The 20,657-nt window shown below is 70.1% G+C and carries 22 protein-coding genes; 7 read left to right on the top strand and 15 right to left on the bottom strand.

What is annotated here, in order from left to right; genetic code table 11:
• Nucleotides 1–697 precede the first annotated feature (697 nt).
• Nucleotides 698–1,345 carry a helix-turn-helix domain-containing protein gene (locus ACFWV8_RS18105; protein WP_384202712.1) on the top strand — a complete coding sequence of 216 codons (648 nt, stop codon included), beginning with the start codon at nt 698–700 and terminating at the stop codon, nt 1,343–1,345.
• A complete protein-coding gene (locus tag ACFWV8_RS18100; RefSeq protein ID WP_384202709.1) occupies nt 1,342–1,827 on the top strand; it encodes a hypothetical protein in 486 nt (161 codons plus the stop codon). The genes ACFWV8_RS18105 and ACFWV8_RS18100 overlap by 4 nt, the downstream gene beginning before the upstream one ends.
• Nucleotides 1,828–1,867: 40 nt before the next feature.
• Here ACFWV8_RS18100 and ACFWV8_RS18095 read toward each other — a convergent pair whose 3' ends face one another.
• The 8 genes from ACFWV8_RS18095 to tap form a co-directional block, all read right to left on the bottom strand.
• Nucleotides 1,868–2,383, bottom strand: a complete 516-nt coding sequence (locus ACFWV8_RS18095) for a hypothetical protein (RefSeq protein WP_384202706.1) — start codon at nt 2,381–2,383, stop codon at nt 1,868–1,870.
• A 217-nt stretch (nt 2,384–2,600) separates the two neighbouring features.
• On the bottom strand, nt 2,601–2,738 hold the full coding sequence (locus ACFWV8_RS18090; protein ID WP_358747710.1) for a hypothetical protein: 138 nt from the start codon (nt 2,736–2,738) through the stop codon (nt 2,601–2,603).
• A gap of 411 nt (nt 2,739–3,149) precedes the next feature.
• The gene (locus ACFWV8_RS18085; RefSeq protein ID WP_384202702.1) at nt 3,150–3,788 is read right to left on the bottom strand and encodes a hypothetical protein; all 639 of its coding nucleotides are present in this window, start codon (nt 3,786–3,788) and stop codon (nt 3,150–3,152) included.
• The gene (locus tag ACFWV8_RS18080; RefSeq protein WP_384202699.1) at nt 3,785–4,534 is read right to left on the bottom strand and encodes a hypothetical protein; all 750 of its coding nucleotides are present in this window, start codon (nt 4,532–4,534) and stop codon (nt 3,785–3,787) included. The genes ACFWV8_RS18085 and ACFWV8_RS18080 overlap by 4 nt, the downstream gene beginning before the upstream one ends.
• A gap of 104 nt (nt 4,535–4,638) precedes the next feature.
• On the bottom strand, nt 4,639–5,229 hold the full coding sequence (gene tpg, locus ACFWV8_RS18075) for a telomere-protecting terminal protein Tpg (protein WP_384202697.1): 591 nt from the start codon (nt 5,227–5,229) through the stop codon (nt 4,639–4,641).
• A 293-nt stretch (nt 5,230–5,522) separates the two neighbouring features.
• The gene (locus ACFWV8_RS18070; protein ID WP_384202694.1) at nt 5,523–6,257 is read right to left on the bottom strand and encodes a hypothetical protein; all 735 of its coding nucleotides are present in this window, start codon (nt 6,255–6,257) and stop codon (nt 5,523–5,525) included.
• Between the two features lie 285 nt (nt 6,258–6,542).
• Complete coding sequence (gene tpg, locus ACFWV8_RS18065; RefSeq protein ID WP_384202691.1) at nt 6,543–7,100, bottom strand: telomere-protecting terminal protein Tpg; 558 nt, start codon at nt 7,098–7,100, stop codon at nt 6,543–6,545.
• 6 nt (nt 7,101–7,106) lie between these two features.
• Nucleotides 7,107–9,356, bottom strand: a complete 2,250-nt coding sequence (gene tap / locus ACFWV8_RS18060) for a telomere-associated protein Tap (protein ID WP_384202688.1) — start codon at nt 9,354–9,356, stop codon at nt 7,107–7,109.
• A 157-nt stretch (nt 9,357–9,513) separates the two neighbouring features.
• On the opposite strand from tap, the gene ACFWV8_RS18055 reads away from it, so the two are divergent.
• Nucleotides 9,514–11,340 carry a zeta toxin family protein gene (locus ACFWV8_RS18055; RefSeq protein ID WP_384202685.1) on the top strand — a complete coding sequence of 609 codons (1,827 nt, stop codon included), beginning with the start codon at nt 9,514–9,516 and terminating at the stop codon, nt 11,338–11,340.
• Here the strand turns inward: ACFWV8_RS18055 and ACFWV8_RS18050 are convergent.
• Entirely contained in the window at nt 11,301–11,579 is a 279-nt protein-coding gene (locus tag ACFWV8_RS18050; RefSeq protein WP_384202682.1) for a hypothetical protein, read from the bottom strand. The genes ACFWV8_RS18055 and ACFWV8_RS18050 overlap by 40 nt on opposite strands.
• Before the next feature lie 185 nt (nt 11,580–11,764).
• On the opposite strand from ACFWV8_RS18050, the gene ACFWV8_RS18045 reads away from it, so the two are divergent.
• Nucleotides 11,765–14,443: an ATP/GTP-binding protein gene (locus ACFWV8_RS18045; protein ID WP_384202679.1), complete on the top strand. Its 2,679-nt coding sequence runs from the start codon at nt 11,765–11,767 to the stop codon at nt 14,441–14,443.
• Nucleotides 14,444–14,608: 165 nt separating this feature from the next.
• On the opposite strand, the gene ACFWV8_RS18040 is transcribed toward ACFWV8_RS18045, so the two are convergent.
• Nucleotides 14,609–14,848 carry a hypothetical protein gene (locus ACFWV8_RS18040; protein ID WP_384202676.1) on the bottom strand — a complete coding sequence of 80 codons (240 nt, stop codon included), beginning with the start codon at nt 14,846–14,848 and terminating at the stop codon, nt 14,609–14,611.
• Between the two features lie 409 nt (nt 14,849–15,257).
• Between ACFWV8_RS18040 and ACFWV8_RS18035 the strand changes: the two genes are divergently transcribed.
• Nucleotides 15,258–16,352 (top strand): hypothetical protein, encoded by a 1,095-nt coding sequence (locus ACFWV8_RS18035; protein ID WP_384202674.1) that lies wholly within the window; start codon nt 15,258–15,260, stop codon nt 16,350–16,352.
• A gap of 179 nt (nt 16,353–16,531) precedes the next feature.
• On the opposite strand, the gene ACFWV8_RS18030 is transcribed toward ACFWV8_RS18035, so the two are convergent.
• From ACFWV8_RS18030 to ACFWV8_RS18020, 3 genes are read right to left on the bottom strand one after another with little or no spacing between them, the layout of a single operon-like run.
• Nucleotides 16,532–17,629, bottom strand: coding sequence for a helix-turn-helix domain-containing protein (locus ACFWV8_RS18030; protein WP_384202671.1), 1,098 nt, complete (start codon nt 17,627–17,629; stop codon nt 16,532–16,534).
• A gap of 8 nt (nt 17,630–17,637) precedes the next feature.
• A complete protein-coding gene (locus ACFWV8_RS18025; protein ID WP_384202668.1) occupies nt 17,638–17,865 on the bottom strand; it encodes a hypothetical protein in 228 nt (75 codons plus the stop codon).
• A gap of 24 nt (nt 17,866–17,889) precedes the next feature.
• A complete protein-coding gene (locus ACFWV8_RS18020) occupies nt 17,890–18,177 on the bottom strand; it encodes a hypothetical protein (RefSeq protein WP_384202665.1) in 288 nt (95 codons plus the stop codon).
• A 439-nt stretch (nt 18,178–18,616) separates the two neighbouring features.
• Between ACFWV8_RS18020 and ACFWV8_RS18015 the strand changes: the two genes are divergently transcribed.
• Nucleotides 18,617–18,754, top strand: coding sequence for a DUF6233 domain-containing protein (locus ACFWV8_RS18015; protein ID WP_384202661.1), 138 nt, complete (start codon nt 18,617–18,619; stop codon nt 18,752–18,754).
• A gap of 378 nt (nt 18,755–19,132) precedes the next feature.
• Here ACFWV8_RS18015 and ACFWV8_RS18010 read toward each other — a convergent pair whose 3' ends face one another.
• Nucleotides 19,133–19,378, bottom strand: coding sequence for a hypothetical protein (locus tag ACFWV8_RS18010; RefSeq protein WP_384202658.1), 246 nt, complete (start codon nt 19,376–19,378; stop codon nt 19,133–19,135).
• Nucleotides 19,375–19,614, bottom strand: coding sequence for a hypothetical protein (locus ACFWV8_RS18005; protein ID WP_384202655.1), 240 nt, complete (start codon nt 19,612–19,614; stop codon nt 19,375–19,377). Before ACFWV8_RS18005 ends, ACFWV8_RS18010 begins: the two co-directional genes overlap by 4 nt.
• A gap of 420 nt (nt 19,615–20,034) precedes the next feature.
• Between ACFWV8_RS18005 and ACFWV8_RS18000 the strand changes: the two genes are divergently transcribed.
• Nucleotides 20,035–20,277 carry a hypothetical protein gene (locus tag ACFWV8_RS18000; RefSeq protein ID WP_384202651.1) on the top strand — a complete coding sequence of 81 codons (243 nt, stop codon included), beginning with the start codon at nt 20,035–20,037 and terminating at the stop codon, nt 20,275–20,277.
• Nucleotides 20,278–20,657 lie beyond the last annotated feature (380 nt).

Here is a 20,657-nt window from a genome sequence, read left to right as displayed (position 1 = left end):
GCCGGGCTGGCTGTGAGGGGGTGGGTCGCTCGTTCGTGTGAGTTCCAGTGTAGTGCAGGCATCGGATTGATGCAGCATGTACCGTTGGCGGAAACGCGAGACACCCACCAACCACCCGGGCGGGTGCGGCTTTTGATGCGAGGCCAGCGCCGGAATTTGGTTTCCCCCACTCGCGCGAGGAATAGCAAATTGGGCTGCGGACCCAAGCCACGGAACGGTACCTCAGATAGGGAGAAGGTTTAATTTCGGCGCGCGACGGCCCGCAGCGGGCGTGCGCGCCACGACGGGGTGGTCCGGGCGGCGGCCTTTGATGCTGCTGCTGGTAGGCGGATCCCACGGCGTGGCGATGCTTGATCACAGTGGGGAGAACCGGTATCACGCGCGCGCACGCTCTAGAGGCAAGAGCCGCACGTTTCCGCAGGTCAGGGAGTTGAGTTCAGAAAGATATGTCAGCCCTGGACTGACATATCTCGGTCGTGATGTCAGCCTGTCCTGACCGATCAACGTCGTTTCGTGGCAGCAGTGCCACGAAACGACGTGCGGTGCGTCAGCGGGGGGAGCGATCCGGAAGCGGAGGTCAGTCCAGGGCTGACATACGGGTGACTTTCGTGTCGGCGCTGCCGCGTTTTGGTGGCACTACTGCCACGGTTCTTCGCTATGGTTCTGACACCACAACGATCAAGGAGGCAGCGACCCCATGAGCTCAGGGCCCCTGGACGGCAGTGCAGCGCCGAAGCTGCCCGGCGCCCCGTTCCGTCGTCGGCGGCGCCCGAAGCCGCCGCCCACCGCCTACAACCGTTCCTCCAGCTCCACCATCGAGTTGCCCGCCGGCCACGCCGCCCAGGTTTTCCCCGTCGGCTCCAGCACGGGGTTCATCGGCGAGGCGTTCTCCATGGACAGCCTGGAGTTCATGCGCTGGGCTGCCGTCCGCTACGACGACGACCGGTTCGTGCTCGTGGTGCTGTTCCACCTGATGGGTTCGCAGAAGCCCGGCGGCCTGATCGAGGCCAAGCACGAGGACGTTGCCGAGGCCCTCGGGTACAGCCGGTCCCACATCAGCCGGGTGTTCAACGTCCTGGAGGCCGACGGCGCGCTCCGCAGGCTCCAGCGGGGCCTCTACCAGCTCAACCCGGCCGCGTCGCTCAGGGGCGGACTCAGGGAGCCGGAGAAGGGTGCGAAGAAGCGCTCCCAGGCGGGTATGAGCGACAGGGTGGAACAGCTGGACCTGTTGCGGGAGATCATGGAGGACCCGGACGCGCCCGACGCGTTCCGGGCGATGGCCGCTCCCGGCGCGAAACTGAAAGTGCGCAAGGAGTCGGATGGGGAAGGGAAGGCCACGTCATGACGTCCGCTGCTGAGGAATGGGTTCCGCGCCGCAACGTGCTGTGGGGCAGCTTCAACGGTCTCGCGTACGTACCGCGGCTGCCTCCCACCGCTTACACCCTGCTGCTGCACATGATGACCGAGCAGGAGCACGGCGGCCTGGTCGTCGCTACGCACGATGAACTCGCCGCCGGCCTCGCGATGGAGCGCGGCATGATCAGCCGCGCCATGCCGCACCTGGTCGCCGCCCGGCTCGTCACCGTGGTCCGCCGCGGGCGCTTCCAGCTCCACCCGATGATCGCCGCGTTCAATGACCCCCGCGAGCAGCAGCGAGCCGTCAAGGCGCTGCCCCGGGATATGCGACTGGACACCGGCGACTTCGAAGACGAGTACGAGCGCCGCTTCCAGCTCCACCTGGACGAGAAGGCCCGCAAGGCCGAAGCCAAGGCCAAGGGCAACGTCACGCCCATCACCAAGACGACCCGCCTCAAGCGCGTCCACTGACCCGGGGTCGGTCGTGCGAATGCTGCGCACCGACCGGCAGTTACAAGTTGAGAGCGAGCGTCTCGCAGTAGCCCAGCGCCACAGCGGCCTGCTCGAGGTCGCCCTCGGCAGCTGACCGGCAGGCCATTCCCATCATCGTCACCATGCTCTGCAGCGGTGAGTCCTCGCCGCCGGCTTCCCGCTCCGCGCGGGCAAGCAGCGCGCGGTCGGCCTGGTCCAGGACGTCGGACCACGCGCCGCCGTGCGCGGCCGGGTCGACGCCGGTCAGCGGTGTCAGCCACAGGTCGGCGTGCGACTGGAGCAGCTGCTCCGTCGGCCTGTAGTCCAGGGCGCTGCCGCACGGCATCGACGAGTGGTCGGCGTGAGTGCGGACGCCGGGCCAGCCGGGCAGCTGCTCGGAGTGCTCGGAGCACAGGAACACGAGCCAGGCCGGGCCGGTGCCGGAGTCCACCGCCGTGCCCTCGCGCAGGGCGCTCGCCTTCTGGGGACACTTCAGCACGGCGCGCAGGGCGCTGAGCTCGCGGTGGGCGGAGAGCTGCTGGAGGGCGGTCGGCACTTCGGCTCCTTCGCGGGTCAGACCTCGAGGTAGGCGACGAGGACCACGGTTATCTGGGGTTCGCGCGGTGTTGTTGCAGGTCAAGCTCATGTGGCTGTGTGAGGGACGTTAGGCACGGTTCTGTCGGCTGGCCAGCGGCAAGTTGTGCCGCCAGCCGAGTTCACGACCGGGAGCGACCCTGCCGACGCCGTTGCGCCCGGCAGGGCCAACCTCCTCGTCAGGCGCCGATCAGGTGCTTGATTGTCAGATCGATCACCAACGCTGTCACCAGCGCAATGAACTGTCCGACAGGACCAAGCACGCGGCGGGGCTCTTGGTCGGCCTGGTGCCGATCGTCAGAGTTCGAGCTGGGCATTCCCTCCGCCTCCTTCCTTCTTCCGTCTGTCATCGGGTATTCGTGGCAGCGGAACGTCCCACAACGGAGTCATGGATTTCGGGAGCATTCAGGCATCGGTAGGGGGAAGTCGCAGGTCATCGTCATCTGGGAAGGCCGCCTTTGGGGCAGTTCCGCGGTCCCCAGCGGCCCCAGCTTTTGGCGAATTCGTCGATGGCCAGCACGCAGTGAAGCCGACACCTTAGGCCAGGTTCTCGTTGCGGATCATGCGGCGGAGGCTGGTGCGGGCGGCCTTTTAGGTGTCACGCTCCTCCCTTGAAACCGGCCCTGGAGAGCCCTACAGACTCCGAGAAACGGACATATGGTGACGCATTGAGGATGGCGTGACACTTTTTCGAGGGAGCGTGACAGTGGTGTCACGCTCACGCTGAGTCAGCGTGACAACGGCTCGGGGCCCGCGGGTGGTCGGCCGGTGGTGGGGCCGGCCTGCTTCTCCCAGGCGGCGCGCCAGGTCGTCAGTTCGTCCTCGGTGTACCGGACGGTTTGCCCGTCCCGCTCGCCCTCGGGCACCGGGATGCCGCGCTCCGGGGAGCGCCTGCGCAGATAGGTGCGCGCCGTCGGCGACTTCCACGGCAGGATCCCCTTCTCCCACGCCTCCTCCAGCGAGTACCGGACCGGCACGGGATCGCCGAAGGCATCGTTCGCCGACGGTGGCTGGCGGATCACGGGCGCCGCGTCCGCGGCCTGCTGCGGCACGGATGGGACGACGGGACTCTGCCCGCACACGTGCGGCCGCTCCTGTTCGAGCAGCGGTTCCATCCCGGCCAGGATCCGGCGCAGGGGTGACCCCGGGGCGCCGGCCGCGAGGGCCTGCGCCGCCAGTTCCGCCACGGTGGAACCGGCGGTCCGCAGGCTCGCCACCCTGCGGTTGCGCACCTCCACCGCGACGGCGAGTTCCTTGAGCAGCTGCGTCCAGTCCATGCCCGGCACAACGCCAGCGCCGGACGAGGGTGCCGGGCGGTCGCTGCGCTCTTCCCGGCCCACGACCCCCAGCTCCTGGCCGTCGCTCACACCTGGGTCCCTTCGACGCGGGTGAAGAACGCGGCGAGCGCGCCGGCGGCTTCGGGCTCGGTGGTGGCGAGCCGGGCCGCAAACGCCAGCTCGTCGATGTCGACGTCGGCGCCGGCGCCGGGGACCAGGCGGGCGAGTTCGGCGAGCAGCGCGGCGTGGGCGACGACCGGTGGCGTGAGAAGGCCGGCGGCTTCTGCACGGGCGGCGGGGTCGCGGTAGTGCCCGAGGTGCGCGGCCAGGGCGTGCGCAGGCCAGGCGTCGACGTCGGCCTGGACGTAGCCGCCGGCTCGCCGGGTGAGTTCGTCGCGGACGGCTTCGTCCCCGCCGCGAGGCTCGGTCTGCTCCAGCGTGCCCAGCTCGCGCAGCGCCTGGAGCTCATCGGCGCGAGCCGCGATCCGGGCGGCTTCGCGCAGCTCGGCTTCCCGGGCGGCGCCTGCCGCGGCGTCGGCGTCCGGGTCGTAGACGGTGCTCGGCGCCGCGGCCGCGAGCAGCTGGTCCAGGCGCTCCCACTCCGCGAGCTCCGCGCGTCCGCGGACATCGCCCACCAGGTCCTCACGCCGGGACGCCTGCCGCGCGTCGACCCGGGCGTCCTCGAGGGCCGCCGCGACAGCGGCGGCGTCCATGCCCTTCGCCCGGCGCCGTACGACGCGGCGGCCGATACGGGCGACGCGGGCCGGGTCGTAGAGCGGGGTGACCCGCGAGCCTGCCGGTCGGCGGTCGGCAGCCAGGTGCCGGGGAGTGGTCATCGTCGGTCTCACATTCGTGGTGAGGAATCAGAGCGGGCCGCCGCCAGAGCGCTGTACGGCGGCCCGCCGAATATGGTTTATAGCAGGTCCTTAATTCGGCTGTGTCAGAACTCGAATTCTATCGACTGGACGTCCGTGAAATGTGCGACCAGGCCATCGCAGCGGGAACCCCAGTCCGTGAAATACGACTCGGTGATGGCCTTCGCGACGATCGGATGCAGGTCCTCCTCCGTCGCGCCGGCCTCCTGGAGTTCGAGGATCTGCTTCGCGTAGGTGGGTGAGATCTCGGTGAGGACGTGCCGTACGCGGCCGTCGTCAGAGGACCCGGAGGCGGTGAATCCGAAGTGGGCGACGACGCGGACCATCATGCCGCTGGAGGTCGCTGCTTGTTCGCGTGCTTGTGCTCTGACCTGTGGTTGCCACTCGGATTCGGTCTCCTCCATCAGGGCGGCCCGGAGGCGCTTCTGCGGGGTCGTCAGCTTCCCGGCGCGGTAGCGCTCCACCGTGCGGCGGGAGGTGCCCAGACGCTTCGCTAGATCCTTCGCCGACTCCTTCGTCCGCGTGAGGAGGAATTTCACCTGTGACTTCGCGGATTTCGGCGCGGGCCGGGTGAACACCTTCCGCTCCGCCCGTGCGAGGGCCTCCAGGACCTTGCCGCGGCGCGGGGCCGGCTGCTGCTGCTCGTGATCGCTCATGCTTCCAGGAGGCCACTGGTCACCTGTGGACAGAGCGCGGCGTGCGAGTGGCGCCCGCTGTGCGAGAGGTTGACGCGGCAGAGCAGCGGTCTTGGGTGGAGGCTCACGTTCCTACACTCGCGATCAGTGGCCTGAGCTGTGCAAAGAGGCTCCGCCCACTAGATAGCCAGCCAGCGAACGGGCCACCTGCCGTGGATACGCGAGCGAGCTGTAGGGTCCGCGTTTCCGTGTCCCTTTCCGTGTGGGACCGTCCCCAGGGCGCACCTAGCCCGGCTCCCGGGTGGTGCTCTTCGCTAGTGGCGGCGCGGTGGACTCTCCAGCCACACCGCGACCGCGTTCACCAGCTCCTTCCGGTCCCCCCTCAGCTCGCCCTGGAGCACGCCGAAGAGTTCCGCCCGCTGCCTGCGTTCCGCCCGCTCCCGGCCGCTGCCCAGCACCGTCCGCACATCGTCGTACTCCAGCAGCTCGGCGTGTTCGTCGAAATCCACAAGGACACGCCCGCGCAGATCATGGGCCCTTTCCTTCAGATCCGGCTCGGGGCGTCTCTGGGCGTGCCATTCGTCCGCCTCGCGCCGCCACCGGAGAAGCAGCTCCAGCAGATCACGCGCCTCTGCCGGGTCTTCCTCGTCATCCCTGTCCGCCTCCAGCACCCGCTCCTCCTTCTCAGCCAGCTCCCGCACCATGGTCAGGATCACCTCGTCCGGCCCTGGCCCCGGCCTCGGCACGTTCTCCAGCACCTGCCGCGCGGTGGCGTGCATCCGGTCCGCGATGGCTACCGGCTTTTCGGTGAAGAACAGCTGGATACGCAGCAGCGCGGACGAGACAGCCTCCATGTCGCCCCGGGAAGGCCGTTCGGCGAGCATCACGTCAACGGCGTCCAGGAACATCGAGACGGCCTCGATACGCGGCTGACTGTGTGCGGTGTGAAGGCTGGTGCGCGCCGACAGCCAGTTGGCCAGCAGCGCAGCTCCGGCCGCCACCAGGGCTGCGACGAAGGTCGCCAGCGGCACAAGGGGTGAATTCGTCATGCCGCCGATTCTGGAGGGGTAGACGGGCGGCGCGTCCAGAGTTGAGCAACCTCAGAGCTTGTACACCGGCACCGGCCTGGCCGTTTGGAAGGGCAGGGCGCGCCCTGGCGTCTGAGCTTGGACACCGGGGCCGAAAGGACACGCCCTTTCGGAACGATCATGGTGGCATCGCTCGCGGAACGCGAAGTGCGACCAGCTCACGGCGTTGGCAGGTGACACGGAACGCGACCCTGCACGAGCCCGGACCCAGTGGGCCCGGGCTCGCTGCTGTTCGGGGAGTGGCTACTACAGGTCGAATTCCAGGTGTTCGATGTCGGTGAAGCGGACTTCCTCGAGGGAGCCGGCGCGGCGGCCGCCGTCCTGGAAGTAGGTCTCCTTGAGGGCTTCGGCGGCGATCTCCTGGAGTCGGGAGTCGCTGGCGCCGGCCTCCTGGGCGTCGAAGAGGCGGGCGGCGTACTGCGGGGGCAGGGCGACGGTCAGGTGGCGGATGCGGTCCTGGTCGGTGGACCCGATCGGCGCGGTGTAGCCCATGCGGGCGCGGGTGTCGATGACGATCCCGCCGGAAGTGGCCGCCCTCTCCCTGGCTTTGGCGCGGATCTGCGGCTGCCACCGCTTCTTCACCTCGCGCTCTATGCGTGCGGCGAGGTCCGGGCGGGGCTTTTTGATCTGGTCCTTCACGTACCGCTCGACGGTGCGCTGGGAGACCCGCAGCATCTGGGCGACCGCCCTGGTGCCCTTGAGCTGCTTGACCAGGTACCGCATCTGCGCCCCGGCCGACTTCGGCGTCGGGCGGGTGAACGCCTTCTGCACCGCCTGGTCCAGGCCGTCCCCGATGATGCTCATGCCTGTCTACTCCCCGCTGTCGACGTCGGTGACGGTGCCGTCCTTGATGTACCGGGCGAGGTTGAGTTCGGGGGCGTTGAACTGCTCCCGCACGCCTTCGCCCCACAGCACACTCTGCGTGCCCTCGTGCTTCACCAGGCCGGGGTTGACTCCGAGCTTGAACCCGCCGGGCAGGGGCTTGCCCTCCCGGTAGGGCAGGAAGTCCAGCGGGCTTTCGCCGTCGACCGCGTACACGACGCAGTCGGAGAGGACCGCGACCGGGTACTGCCCGGTGAACGCCGCGTGCTTGACGATTTTGCGGTGCAGGTTGATCCGGGTACGGGAGATGACCGCCGCGCGGATGTCCGGCCGCCACGTCGGACGGGACAGCGCCCGCCACGGCTGACCCGGCTTCCACCCCTCACCACGCGGGCGCTCGCGCAGCTTCCCCAGCCCGCCCTTCACGGTCGCCTTGACCGCCGACACGACGATGGCCAGCTCCGGGTCACGGCGGCGGTAGCCGTCCATCGCCGCGAGGAAGTCCTCCGGCGACAGATCCGCGCCGACACCGAGGTCGGCCATCGTGGCGAGGTAGGCGTCACGCAGCCGGTTGTACCAGCCGTCCAGGTAACGGCCGTTGTCGTACCGCACCCACGCCTCCACCGGGCGCACGGCGTAGCCGAGCTCGACCGCGTAGGCGACGGTCGGCGTCGCGTACCAGGCCGGGCCCTGCGGCCGGTCGCCCTTCGGTGTGAACGGGCTCGGCAGCAGACTGCCGTCCAACTCCACCCACTTGTCCTTGCCGGCCTTCACCCTCGACAGGTCGACGTGCGACAGGTCCACCAGCCACGAGCCGGGCAGCTTCGGGTCGAACACCGGCGCCTTGACATGCGTCGGCGCACCGAGCCCGAGGGGCAGGCCGTTGACGCCAGCGGCGAACGCCATATTCACGTCCAGGCCCACCAGGTTGCGGCGCAGGCATTCGGCGTCGGTGAGCGGGCGCGCCCAGTCGTACGCCTCCTCGAACAGCTTCTCGCCGGGGCCGCGGAGATGGAAGCGCGGCAGGTCCCCCAGAAGCGGGTGCCCGTCGGGGGCCTCGCACGGCGCGCAGTCCACTGGGTCCTTCCCCAGCGAGCCGGGGTTGTGCTCGGAGGTGCGCTTGCCGTTCTCGTCGGGCGCGGTGGCGCGGGTCGGCGGGTGCAGCGCGGTCATCAGCTCCAGGCCGGTGACGGCGGTGGAGCCGCGCGGGGTCATCACCCGGGACGCGTACGTACCCAGCAGCCGGGCAAGTTCCGCCGGCGGGAGCTGACCGGCTCCGCCCCAGTGGCGGGTGTCGAGCGCCTGCCAGGAGGGGATGCACAGCTGCACACAGGCCCGCTCCGAACCCTGCGCGGGGCGGTAGATCCTCGCCCACGGCCCGAACCCGCGCTTCGTCAGCTTCCACTCCGCGCGGACCAGCTGCTTGATGACCTTGTGGCCCTCCGGAAGGCGACCGGCGAGCCGCTCCTCCTCCGTGAGGGTGGCCGGGAGGCCGTAGCGCTCCAGGGCGGCCTCGGTCAGCACGAGCAGCGGGTCGGCCGGCTTGCCCGGACCGGACAGCTTCGGTGCCCCGAGCTTGGCCTCGGTGAGGGTCCAGTCCACCAGGGACGGCAGGCTCTTGGCGGGCACGTCCAGGACCAGGCCGCCGACGCAGTACGCCAGCACCTTCCCGCCGTCGACGTCGACGACCGCCAGCGGACCGTTCTCGAACCGCGGGTCCGTACCGGCCGCCGGGGTGTTGGCCGGGGCCGCCTTCTTCGCGCCCGGCCGCCGCGACGTCGACGACGGCCTGGCGGTGCCCGCCGAACGCGGGACGGCCGCCGGAGCAGTGGTGACGGCGGGGGCGGGGCTGGTCTGGGTGTTCTCGGATGAGGTCATGGCCACGGCCTCGGGCACCGGGGCTGTGGACAGAGCTGACGGTTCCGCGGCAGGGGCGGGCGTACCGGTGAACGCGCCCGGCACCGCGACGTCCTGGGCGGGCGCGGGCACGGCCGCGTCGGCGGGGTAGAGCTCCGCGAGCTTCTCGAGCAGCCGGGCGTACGCGTCGCGTTCCGGCGGGCGGGGCTCGGTCTTGCCGGACTCCCAGCCGGACACCGTGGCCCGGCGCACCTTCAGCGCGGTGGACACCTCGTCGATCGTCAGGCCGTGCGCGGCACGCAGCCGCTTGCGCTCCGCCGGGGGCGGAAGCGTGGCGCGGGACGCGAGCAGCGCGTCGACCGCGTCGAACAACTCGGACATGGAACACCTCCTGACCCACATTCTACCCCATGAAGCGTACCAGTCGCGTACGTTTGCCGTACGAATAGCGTACGGATGGTATGTTGACCATGGTCTGTCGGCAGGGCATCAGCCAGACGGCTGGGTCACACGTGGAAATGGTCGTCCGGGAGGACTGGTGGGAGAGAAGGACGCCGTCTCGGTGGTGTTGTCCGAGGGGGCAGTGCGCGAGGCTGTGGACCGGGTGATCCTGCCGACCGCCACAAAGGGCGTGGTCCGCCAGGCCCGGCCCGTGGTCGTGGTGGTCGGCGGCCAGCCGGGTGCGGGCAAGACCGACGTCGCGGACCTCGTGCAGGCAGCACTGGACCGTCGTGGGGGCGCGGTGCGGGTCTGCAGCGACCGGTACAAAGCGGCACACCAGCACTACAGGGCGCTGCTGGCTGCCGATGTCCGCACCGCCGGGGTCAAGGTCCGCCCTGATACCCGCCGTTGGCAGGCCGCAGTCGAAGACCACGTCCGCACGCACCGGTTCGACGCCGTGGTCGAGTCGGCGCTCGCCGACGCCGGTGACTTCCGTATCTCGGCGGCCGCCTACCGGCAGGCCGGCCACCGCATCGAGGTGGTGGCGGTGGCGACGCCGGAGGCCCTGAGCCAGCTCGGCATCCTGGACCGGTTCCTTTCCGGGGCGGTCGACGGTGGCGGGCGGTACGTGTCGTGGGAGAACCATGACACCTGTGCTCGCGGAATGCTCGCGACGCTGGCCGTCATCGAGGCCGAGTATCTGGCCGACCGGATCACGGTTGTCCGGCGTGACGGCACGGTGCTCTACGTCAACGAGGTCGTCGACGGGGCGTGGCGCAGGCGGGCGGCGGCCGACCGTGCGGTGACCTGGGAGCGGTCGCGGCCGTGGACGGCGCGGGAGACGGCCGTCTTCCGCCGTGAGCTGGCGTCCACCGACCGGCGGGTGCACCGCGAACTCGTGTGTGAGGACCGGCGCCTGGCGGTCCAGCGGGACACCGAACGGGCCGCTGCCCTGGCGGAGCCGGTCCGCCGCATCGCCCAGCCCTGCCGGCAGGCGCCGGGCGTGAACTACCACCGGCTGTCTGCTGAGGAGCACCGGTGGATCTTCGAGGAGCTGATCGCGCCGTCGTACCTGAGCGGCATCGTCACCCGCCAGGATCCGAGGGCGGTGTACGTGCTGGGGCAGCCGGGTGCGGGCAAGCTGACGGCCGCGCGGATGGTCAAGCGGGCAATGCGCGCGGGTGCCACCCGTCTGGAAGGTGACGACTTCAAGGCGTCGCATCCGGACTACTTCCAGCTGCTCAATGACGATCCGCGCAACGCCGGGGCGGCGATCCGCTCGGATTACCGGGCCTGGTTCGCGCAGGCGGAGGCGTACGTACGCGACCGGCGCGGCGACGTCCTCATCGAGGCCGCACCCGGCAGCGCACAGGAGTTCCTGAACAGCGCGCTGCCGTTCGCGGGCGCCGGCTACCCGGTCGAGCTCGTGGTCCTGGCCGTGCGCGCGGCCGACAGCCGGCTCGCGACCGCCCTGCGCTACGCCCGCGCCCTGCAGATCGGCGTCAGCGGCCGGTTCACCCCCGAGGCCGGACACAACCAGTGCTTCCACGCCCTCACCGACGTCGTCGCCCTCGCGGAGCGGCACCCGGCCGTCACCGCGATCAGCGTGATCCGCCGGGACGGCCGGGCGCTGCTGCGCCACGAGGCCGGCGCAGCGGGAGCAGCCTCCCGCGTGCTGGAGGCGGAACGGCGCCGCCCGTACACCGAGCAGGAGGCCGCCGCCTTCGTGTCCCTGCACCGGGCGTTGCGCCGGGCGTTGCCCCGCCACCGCCGGGAGCTGGACGCAATCGCGGCCCTCGCACGCCCGCTGATGCCCGCCGCGATGCAGCCGCCCCGCCTCGAACGGCCGACCGGGGCAACATGGCTGCCGCTGCCCCGGCGCTTCTACGACTCCGGGTCGGCCTCCTTCAGCCGGGCCGCGTAGGCCGCCGCGATCCGCGCTGTCTCCTCCGGGCCCGCGGTCTCCAGCCGCGCCTGGTCATCGGTGGCGGTCTGCCGGGCGGCCTTCAGCTCCGCGATGCGGTCCTCATCGGGGACCGGAGCCCGGTACACGGCGGCGATCTGCGAGTTGTACCAGGCGATCACCTTCCGAACGGCGTCCATCGCCTGCTGCTCATCCCCGCCGTCCAGGTCGGAGAAGTCGGGGCTCGGGGTGTCGGGCATGGCACTACATCCTTCGTGTCGATCTCGACGGAAACGGCCATTGTCCTTCGCCCATTTCGGCGAGCCAGCGCCGCAACCGGCCGTGAACTCCCTGCCCACGCCGCACCATCAAGAGAGATGCTTTCCCAACGGCCCCCGCGCGGGCAGTAGGTTGAGCGCAGGTGATCATCGATTCGGGGGTTGAGATGGCAGGCCGGGATCTACGGGCGCTGTTCAGTACGAACGACCGGAGCCTGGCCGCTGCGGAGGCGTTCACCAACCGGCAGACGCAGTGGGAGCTCGTCGCCGCCGCGCTGGGCGAACACCTGCGGCACACCGCCGGACCAGGCTTCGACGCCGAAGACCTGGAGGCGCCGCGGAACAACGTGCTGGTGTTCCACGGTGTCGGCGGCATCGGCAAGACGACCCTGTCCCGCAAGCTGGAGGCCGCGCTCACCGGAGCCGACGAGCGGCCCGCCCAGTGGGGCGAGCCCGCCTGGTCGGGGAAGCGGATCCGACCCGTGCGCATCGACCTTGCCCGTTCCGCCGGCACGTCCTTCGAAACCGTCGTCCTGACGATCCGCGCGGCTCTCGCCGAACTGGGCCGCCCGCTGCCCGCCTTCGACATCGCCCTGCGCCGCTACTGGGAGGCCCGGCACCCCGGCGAGAGCCTGGAGGAGCACCTGCGGCGCGGGGGTCTCGCGGGCCGGTTCGGCAAGGCCATGCCGCAGCAGATGCAGTCCGCGCTCGCGGACGTCGCCCAGGCCCTGCTCCTGCCCGGCAGCGTCGGGACGGCGGTCGGCACGGTGGCCGGTTCCCTCACCAGGGCGTTGCGGGAGCGGCGGCAGACCGTACGGGCGCTCGCCGGGTGCGCGCACCTGGCGGACCTGCTGGAGGCCGAACCGGACCTGGAGGCGCTGTCGTTCTACCCGCACCTGCTGGCCTGGGAACTCGCCCGGCTCCCGGCGGACAAGCGCGTCTGTCCGGTGATCCTGCTGGACACCTTCGAGGACACCGGCGACCGTACGCACCGCGACCTGGAGCGCCTCCTCCAGCGGCTGGTGTGGCTGATGCCGAACTGCTTCTTCGTCGTCACCGGCCGCTCCCGCCTCCAGTGGGCCGACGGCGCCCTCCAGGGGCAGCTCGACTACACCGGCCCGGCCGCCTGGCCGGGCCTGACCCCACCGGCAGCCGTCCCGGAACCCCGCACCGCCGGGACGCCCCGCATCCCTGGCCGGCAGGCCCTCGTCGGCGACTTCTCCCCCGAGGACTGCGACGACCACCTCGCCCGCCGACTCACCCGCGACGGCGCACCGCTCATCGGCGAGGACATCCGACGGGTCGTCACCGGTCGCTCCCACGGCCTGCCGCTCTACCTCGATCTGTCGGTGATGCGGTTCCTGGAGATCCGCCGCACCCGCACGCCGCAGCCGGCCGACTTCGACCACGACTTCCCGGCGCTGATCGCCCGCACCCTGTCCGACCTCACCGCCGACGAGCGGCACGTCCTGCGCTCCGTGGCCCTGCTGGACGCCTTCGACCTGAGCCTGGCCACGGCCGCAGCGGGACTGCCGCACGAGGCGCCGGCCCTGCGGCTGATCGAGCGGCCCTTCGTACGCGAGAACGCCTTCGGACTGTGGCCCTACCACCTGCACGGCCTGATCCGCTCCACCGTCCGCGACGCCGACGACCAGGCCGATGACCGCTGGTCGACGCACGACTGGGAGCAGGCCGCCCGGCGCGCGCTGGCCGCCCTCGGTGAGCAGTTCGCCGCGCGCGCCGGCCGGGACCGGATGCTGCTGGCCGGCTGCCTGCGCCAGGGCCTCGCCCTCGCCCGCGATTTCCGGCTCGACCTGGGCTGGCTGACCGACGCCGCCTGGGCGTACGTCAGCGACTCGGTGTGGGAACCCATCACCCCGCCCGCCCGCAACAACCCAGGCAACGGGATGGAGACCGCGGCCGACGCCCTGGTGGAGATGCTCAGCGCGCTCGCCCGCCGCCAGCACGAGCACCGCGAGCGCACCGCCGACCGCCTCACCGCGGTCGCCGGCACCGGGCTGCTGCCCCCCGAACTGCACGAGATGGCCGTCTACTACCTCGCCAAGGCGCAGCGGGATCTGGGCCGTACGGAACCCTCCCGCCGGGGCATGCGGCTCGTGGCCGACGGCGGCGGCCGGCTCGCTCCCGCCGCGCGGCGCGGACTCGCCCACCTGGCCCGCCTCGCCGGAGACTTCCCCACCGCCCTGGCCGCCGCCGAAACGCTCGGCTGGCCGGGCCGCCGGAACCGTGTCCTGGGTGATGTGTGGTGGGTCCAGGGCGACATGGCCCGCGCGGCCGACGCGTACGAAGCCGCCCGCACGGAAGCCGAACAGCACGGAATCGCGGGCGAGCGCGCCACCGCCCAGGCCCAGCGCGCGTTCGTCCTCGCCTTCACCGACCCCGGCCGGGCCGACGACGAACTCGACCTCGCGCAGCAGCTGCTGACCGGCCTCGACCTGCGCGCCACCACCCTCACCACCGGCATCGCCGCCCTCGTACGCGACGCCGGAACCGATCTGGACGTCGAAGACCGCGCGCGGCTCCTGCGTACCGACATCGACGTCGCCGGACTCACCTCCGCGGACACAGCCCTCGACCTCGCCCTGTGCTTCCACCACGCCGTCCGGGACAACCGACCCGCCCTCGCCGCCACCATCGCCCGCCTCCGCGAACGCGCCCACACCGGCGACTACGCCTACTACGCCGACATCACCCACTACATGGCCGCACTCCCCCTCCCCGCACCCTCCCCCGCCCAATGGCTCGACGGCGAGGAGGAAACCCGCACCCGCTGGCGCACCCTGGTCACCAACCGGCGCAACCACCTCAGCACCGGATTGAGCTGAGCCAGCGGCCCAAGGGGCGGCCAGACCACACCTGAACGTTCAGGTGTGGTCTCCGGGCGGCCCGGCGCGGCGGACAGCCGGCATCCCGAGAAGGACGCGGGGCTGATCGTGCGGGGCGGTGGCGGTCTCCGCCGCCGCCCAGAGGCCGCCAGGCCCAAGGGGGAATCAGCCGGCGTCGGGGCGCCGACCGGCAAGCTGGGTCAGCAGCTCGATGATCCGGGCCTGATTCTGGTCCATCTTCTCGCCGAGGGCCTCGACCTTCTGGTCCAGGTTGCCTATCTGGAGGCGTACCGCGGTGAGGTCGGACTTGATGATCCCGAACTCGCGGTCGTGCTTCTCCGCGACCTCTTCGAAACGCCGGGTCAGGGCAGCGAGTTCACTGTGGGCGACGGGATCCTCGGGCACGTGAGCTCCTGCCGGAAAGAAGGGAAGACCGGGTGTCGACCTCCTACGGTAGCGCGCCCCCGGAGCCGCCAGCCCCGCCCGGCTGCCGCAGAGTGGTCCCTCAGATACGACCGCGCCCGGGCGGCGTGAAACCGTTCGCCCGGACGCAGCTCTCACAGGCGTACAGGCGGCTGGCCCGGCTGCAGACCGTTCGCGCCAGAGAGCGACGGGGGGGGGATGTGGTCGGCCTGGCCGCACACCTCTGCGCAGTGGCGGCGGTTCGATCGCTTCTGTTCGGTCTATGTCGAGGCGTATCAAGCCAAGTTCGGGAAGCGGCACACGCGCGCCTCCCGCCCGGTCAGACTACGCAGTGCAGTTATCCGACTACACACTCAGGTGGAGGGCTTCCTTGCCGCGCAGGGATGACTTCGTGACGATCGTGATCGACACGAAGAATGAGATGAAGAGATCGATCGACGGACTGGGCAACCGGGTCAACGAAGTGGAGCGTGACCTGCGGGCCGCGTTCACCGCCGAGATCACGGGGCTGCGCGAGACCGCCCTCACCGATCTGAAGTCGTCTCAGCACGAGACGAGGACCAGCTCCTACAACGCGGGCAAGCGGGCGAGCGAAGCCGTCGCTGCGGTGACCGACCTGCGCCGTGACGTCGACCAGCTGCACCACGGGCTCAACAGCCTGCGCGAGGACGTCGGCAGAGTCCTGGAGGCTTTGCAGACCGCGGCACTGGTACGGGTACCGGCGGCCGCCGAAACGGCAGAGGACCCGTACCGGGGCAAGGCCTCCGCCGACACCGGATATGGGCCGGAACCCGTAGCGCTACCTGGGCAGAGGCAGGCACCGGATCAGGAGTCGGCGCCCCAAGCGGAGCCCGTTGCCCCCGCCTCGGCGGACAGCTCGCCCGCAGCGGATTATCCGGGGCCCTTTGCGGACCCTGATGTCCGCACTGCCGACGAGGACGAAGCCCAGAAGCCGGCACCTGCAGCCGAGCAGGCAGAGCCGGCAGCTGATGTCCGCGAACACGAAGAAGGGCAATACGACGTTTCCCGCGCGGCGCTGGAGGCCAGCGAGCAGGGCCCAGGCGAACCAGTGAAAGAGCCCTCGCCGCTCACCTGGAAGGGCAGGATCTGGGCGATCATGAGAGCCGGGAGGGTCGCATCAGCCACCCTGGTCTGCCACCGGGACACCTGGGAATTCGTGGCAGCGCAGGTCGGCAGCCACTCGCACTTCCGGACTCCTGCCCTGGAGGAACGCGAGAACGGTCTTGTGGCCGCAGTTCTCTCCGGCCGGTCGCTGGTCGCCATGCTCCTGGCCCTCTACCGCGTGGCGGACGCCTCCAGGCACATGCCGGACGGCGACGAGACCGAGGGACTCGTCGCTTACGCCGACTGGGCCATGGCTTCCCAGGTCTACGAAGCGACCGCCCGGGTCCTCAGCAGGGCCCACTACGAAGAAGGGGATCCCGTCGTGGTGACGATCGACGACCGGCTGCTCTCCCAGTCATAACAGACAACTCCAGCCGTACGCCCGGCCGACCTGGACGATCACGGAGACGGCTCGGGGCGCGGGCCTTCCTCCGAGAGTGGTGAGGACCAACCTTCCTGACACGTGGACGTGTTCACGCGGTATGCCGCAGAGGTGTGCTGGGCGCGTTCGGCACGTGCCCAGCACTCCGAGTCCCTGGCTCAGTAGTTCGGCCAGCGGGTACGAGCGCGGCGCGGTTTTCTCGGGACGAGCCGTTTGACCATCCGGCTCATAAGCCGGGCGGTCGGCGGGCGTTGGGGTGGCGGCAGCAGGGCTGGAGGGGCCGACGTGGTTTCAGGGGCCGGTGAGTCCTGAAGGGGCAGAGGAGGGGCCGCCCCTTCCCGGGTGATGATCCGCAGCTGATACCGGTGAGAGACGGACGTGTAGTCGCGAGGGAGGACCGGAGCGCGGCGCGGCCTTCTTATGGGCAGACCGGAGGATGTGAGGGCGACGGGAGGATTGGGCCGCGGGCTGTGCCAGGGGCCGGGCATTCGGACAAAACCTGCGGTGTCGAACAGGACTCGCGCCTGTGAGGGGTCGCGTTCCCCGGTGCCGGTGGTCTCCGGGACGGGAGGTCCGTCCGGTGGTGCGACCGGCGGAGATGCCACGCGTGGGACTTTGGCGGCTTCCGGCGGTTTCCGGGCTTCGCTTTCGGTGATGCGGTCCCATGCCTTCTCCCAGAGCCGAATCCTGGCTGCCGGGACGCTCAAGACCTCGAGGAACGCGGTGAGGTGAGCTCGTGAAGGTGGCTCCTCGCCCCGGAGGATGACACTGAGACTGCTCCTGGGCAGCCGGTGCCGGCCGTCGTGGGTCTTTCCCGCCGCGCCCTGCATCTCCCGCAGGGACGGCTGGCCTTCCCGGGCCCGTAACTCGACCATGGCGTCACGCAGTTTGCCGAAGTGGTCCATGAGCTTGGGATGGGTCATCACGGTGCGCACCGACGTGGCGAGGTCCCCGAACTCCGTAGAGGCCCTCGCGCGGAACCGCCGCCGTGCTTCGGCTCTTTGCGCGGCCTTCCACAGCTGAAGCGCTTCGTCAGGGTCCGCACCGCACGCCTCGGCGTAGGCGAGCACCACCTCGCGCGATACCTTGCGGCCGCTGGCCCCGCGGGAGAGCGTCGCCGGGCTGAACCGGTGACCCGTCAGTTCGGCCATCGTCGCGTAGGTGACAGCCCGGCGCTCGCGCTGCGACCGGAGCCACAGCGCGAGCTCCTTGGACTGTCTGGTGCCCGCGACGACGGCGCTTTCACGCCGTCCCATGGGACTTGTCAGGCCGTCCCGGTGAGCGGGGGTGCCGTACGCATCGCCCGGACGGAGCGGACGGCGACGTACAGAGCGCCGCCGATGAACTCGATGGCGCCGAACAGCGGCATCCCGAGGGCGGCGAGCACCGTGGCGACGACGATGACGACGACCACGACGATCAGTTCCGTGGTAGTGAGCGCACCCTGCGAGGGATCGCTGCCGGGAGCTGGCGGAGGGGGGAACAAACGCATGCGTGATACCTGCCTGTCGTCGTGTCACGCCCCTTGCGGGGGCGCGTAGTTGGCTGCACCGTGAACCACCGGGGGGCCGACTTCCAGATCGACTCCCCCGACTGGTGGGATCTTCTCACCGGTGACATCGTCATCACAATGCGTGGCCGCCGTGGGTGGTGCATTGATACGCAGGTGTCCAGCAGGCCACCGCCAGAACAGGGCAGATGGGTGACTTTGGATAACCGTGCGAATCAGAAAAGTGCAGGCCAGAGGTGCGAAACCAAGAAGTTGATTCAATTTCGTCCAGCGGCCGTTGCCGAAGCCGTTCACCCGGTGCAATCTGTTTCCAACGCCCGCCTACGGCACTTGCTGCCGAGGCTCCCCCTGGCGTCGTGGCTGCACCATGAAACAGGGACCGGGCATCACCGCGTTCCAGCGCGGCGCCCACGAGGCGTGGCGCATCCACGGATGCGCCACCCTCCAGACCCGTTCAGCGCACTCCGGCCCTGGCCCGCCCTCTTCGCCTTCCGGGGGCGGGCCTTCGGGTTACCAGGCTCGCGAAACCTACAATCGAACGCGTGAACGATAAGTTGCCGGTACCCCGTCTGGAGCTGCTCCGCTTCCTGCGCCGTGTCCAGGAGCAGCAGATCGCCCAGACGGATCGCTGGCTGCGGATCGAGGAAGAGCGCCTCGCCGAAGCGCCCGTCGCCCGGCCGAAGCCGCCGCCCCCGAGTGGATCCTCGACTTCCGAGGCGAGCAGCCTGTCACCGTGCATGAGGGTCTCTGCTTCGACCGCCGCCCCACCTACCGGCCAGTCAGCCGGGAACAGGCGATCGAGGCCCTGACACAGGGCGCCCGGGAGCCGTGCAAGATGTGTCGGCCCGACACCGCCCTCGGCCTGCTGTAGCCGCCCGACGGCGCTCCTCGGCGAACTCCCGGCACAGCGCGGCCAACCTGCTGCCCGGCCGCGTACGCGAGCGCGGTGTCCACCGCCTCCACGGTGCGCCGCAGGCGGCGTCCAGCCTCGTCGGTCAGGTCCGCCGCCCGCAGCCGCTGGGGCTTCGTGGCCGCGCTGGAGGACTCTGCTCAGGCTCCTACCACTGGCGGCTCAACTGGACGCACTGCGTATGGATCTCGGCGAGTAGGCCGGCGTCATCGTCCGCTGTGGGACGGTTGAGACGCATGGAGTCAGGATAATCCTGACACGCGCTTCCGTCAGGCTTTCCCTGACGAATCCCCTCTTGAGAACAGCCGGGAGAGCGGCACGCTCGTCCTGGTCGTCAGATCACGGCGGCGGGACGAGGCGGACCGCGGTGACGGTGAGCGCGGCCTGGGCTACGTAGTAGACGACGAACACGCCCTGGATTGTCGCAGTGCGACGGTCCCGCTCGCCCTTCATGGCCTCCGAGCCGTGTCCATACGGGTCTCGGCCCAGGGTCTGTTTCATCCGGGACCGGAACGCCCCCGCGTTGCCGATCTTCTTCAGAATCTCCTCGGCGACGGGGGCGTAGGCGATCTGATACCGGCTCACGCGGCTCCCTGCTCCCGCAGCTGCGCGAAGATGTCCTCGTCTTCCGGGAACGAGGCCAGCTCTACGATCCACCGGCGCACCACGTTGTAGAGCTCTTCAATGTTCGCCGCGTCGATCTCCGCGTCGAACTGCGCTCGCCGCTCCTCGGGCAGCGCGGCGCGGATCCCGCCGATCGTGGCTGGCACCTCGACCCGCTCCCCGTCGTGCATCGTCCACCGCACGTCGCCCTCACCCATGCCGAACACCTCTCCGCAGTGGGAATGCCGTCCCCGCCACGCTACGCCGCCCCTGGCCCCGGGCCGGCAGGTCGGCGGGGCCGGCACCCGAACGGGCGACGTCGCGGATCTCGGTCCCGGGCCGTATTCGTACGGGCGGAGATTCGGCGATCGAGCCCCTCTGGAGCGAGGTGATCCGGATGACACTCAGCGCAGGGCTCGGCGATTCACGGATTTCTGCGGTCATCACCCCGGCGCACCGGGTGGTCTGTCGGCCCCTACGAACGGCGGCTCGATTCAGTTATTGATCCAGTGGTGCCCTGGGGAACGCCCGCTGCGCCAGAACGGAAGGCTGTACCGGTTGACCAGGATCCATGCGGTACGTGTGGCGTCCTCTACCCAGGCATGGCCTGCGGCGGGCAACCCGCTCACCCCGGTCAGATGGCGCGTGATCTTCTCCTCGAAAATGTGCTTGTTGCCTCGTCCGAGGTACTTCAGGACGTAGACCGCGAGGTAGTCCACGTCGCCCCGATGGCCAGTGCCGCCCAGGATTTCCCGGAGCCTGTAGCCGATCTTGGACCCGACGGTGTTTTCACCGTCGCCCCAGAAGGCCGAGACATCCGGTCGCGGAAGGATGTCGATGAGATCGACGAGGTGGGCAAGGTCGGGATCGTCGTTAAGTAGCTGTTTCTGATCCCCGGTTCTAAGTAGCCTTGGGTCCTACGCTGGCGTGGTGTCCGAGGGCACCGGGCGGGCCGGGGAGAGGGACTGTCGGGCTTGTGGCGAACGGCTGGGGCCGGGTGCCCGGCCTGACGCTTTGTTCTGTTCCTCAGCGTGTCGTGCCAGGCAGTGGCGTAGGGAACGCCGGTTGCGCAAGCGCTTGGCGGCCGTGCGGGGCGGGGTTGGCGAGGTCGAGTGTCCCGAGTGCGGGGTCCGGTGGGTGGCCGGCGTCGACCGGAGGTCGACGGCGCTCTTCTGCTCGGGCCGGTGCAAGGTGAGGGCCTGGCGGCGACGGAAGAAAACGTTCGGCGAACGGTCACAGTGACCGCATCGCGAACGCGTCC

Origin of the sequence: Streptomyces sp. NPDC058665 (assembly GCF_042714995.1) — a bacterium.
In the GTDB taxonomy this organism is placed as follows: domain Bacteria; phylum Actinomycetota; class Actinomycetes; order Streptomycetales; family Streptomycetaceae; genus Streptomyces.
The sequence above is the reverse complement of the archived record's forward strand: the minus strand, read 5'-3'. Positions and strand labels throughout refer to the sequence as shown.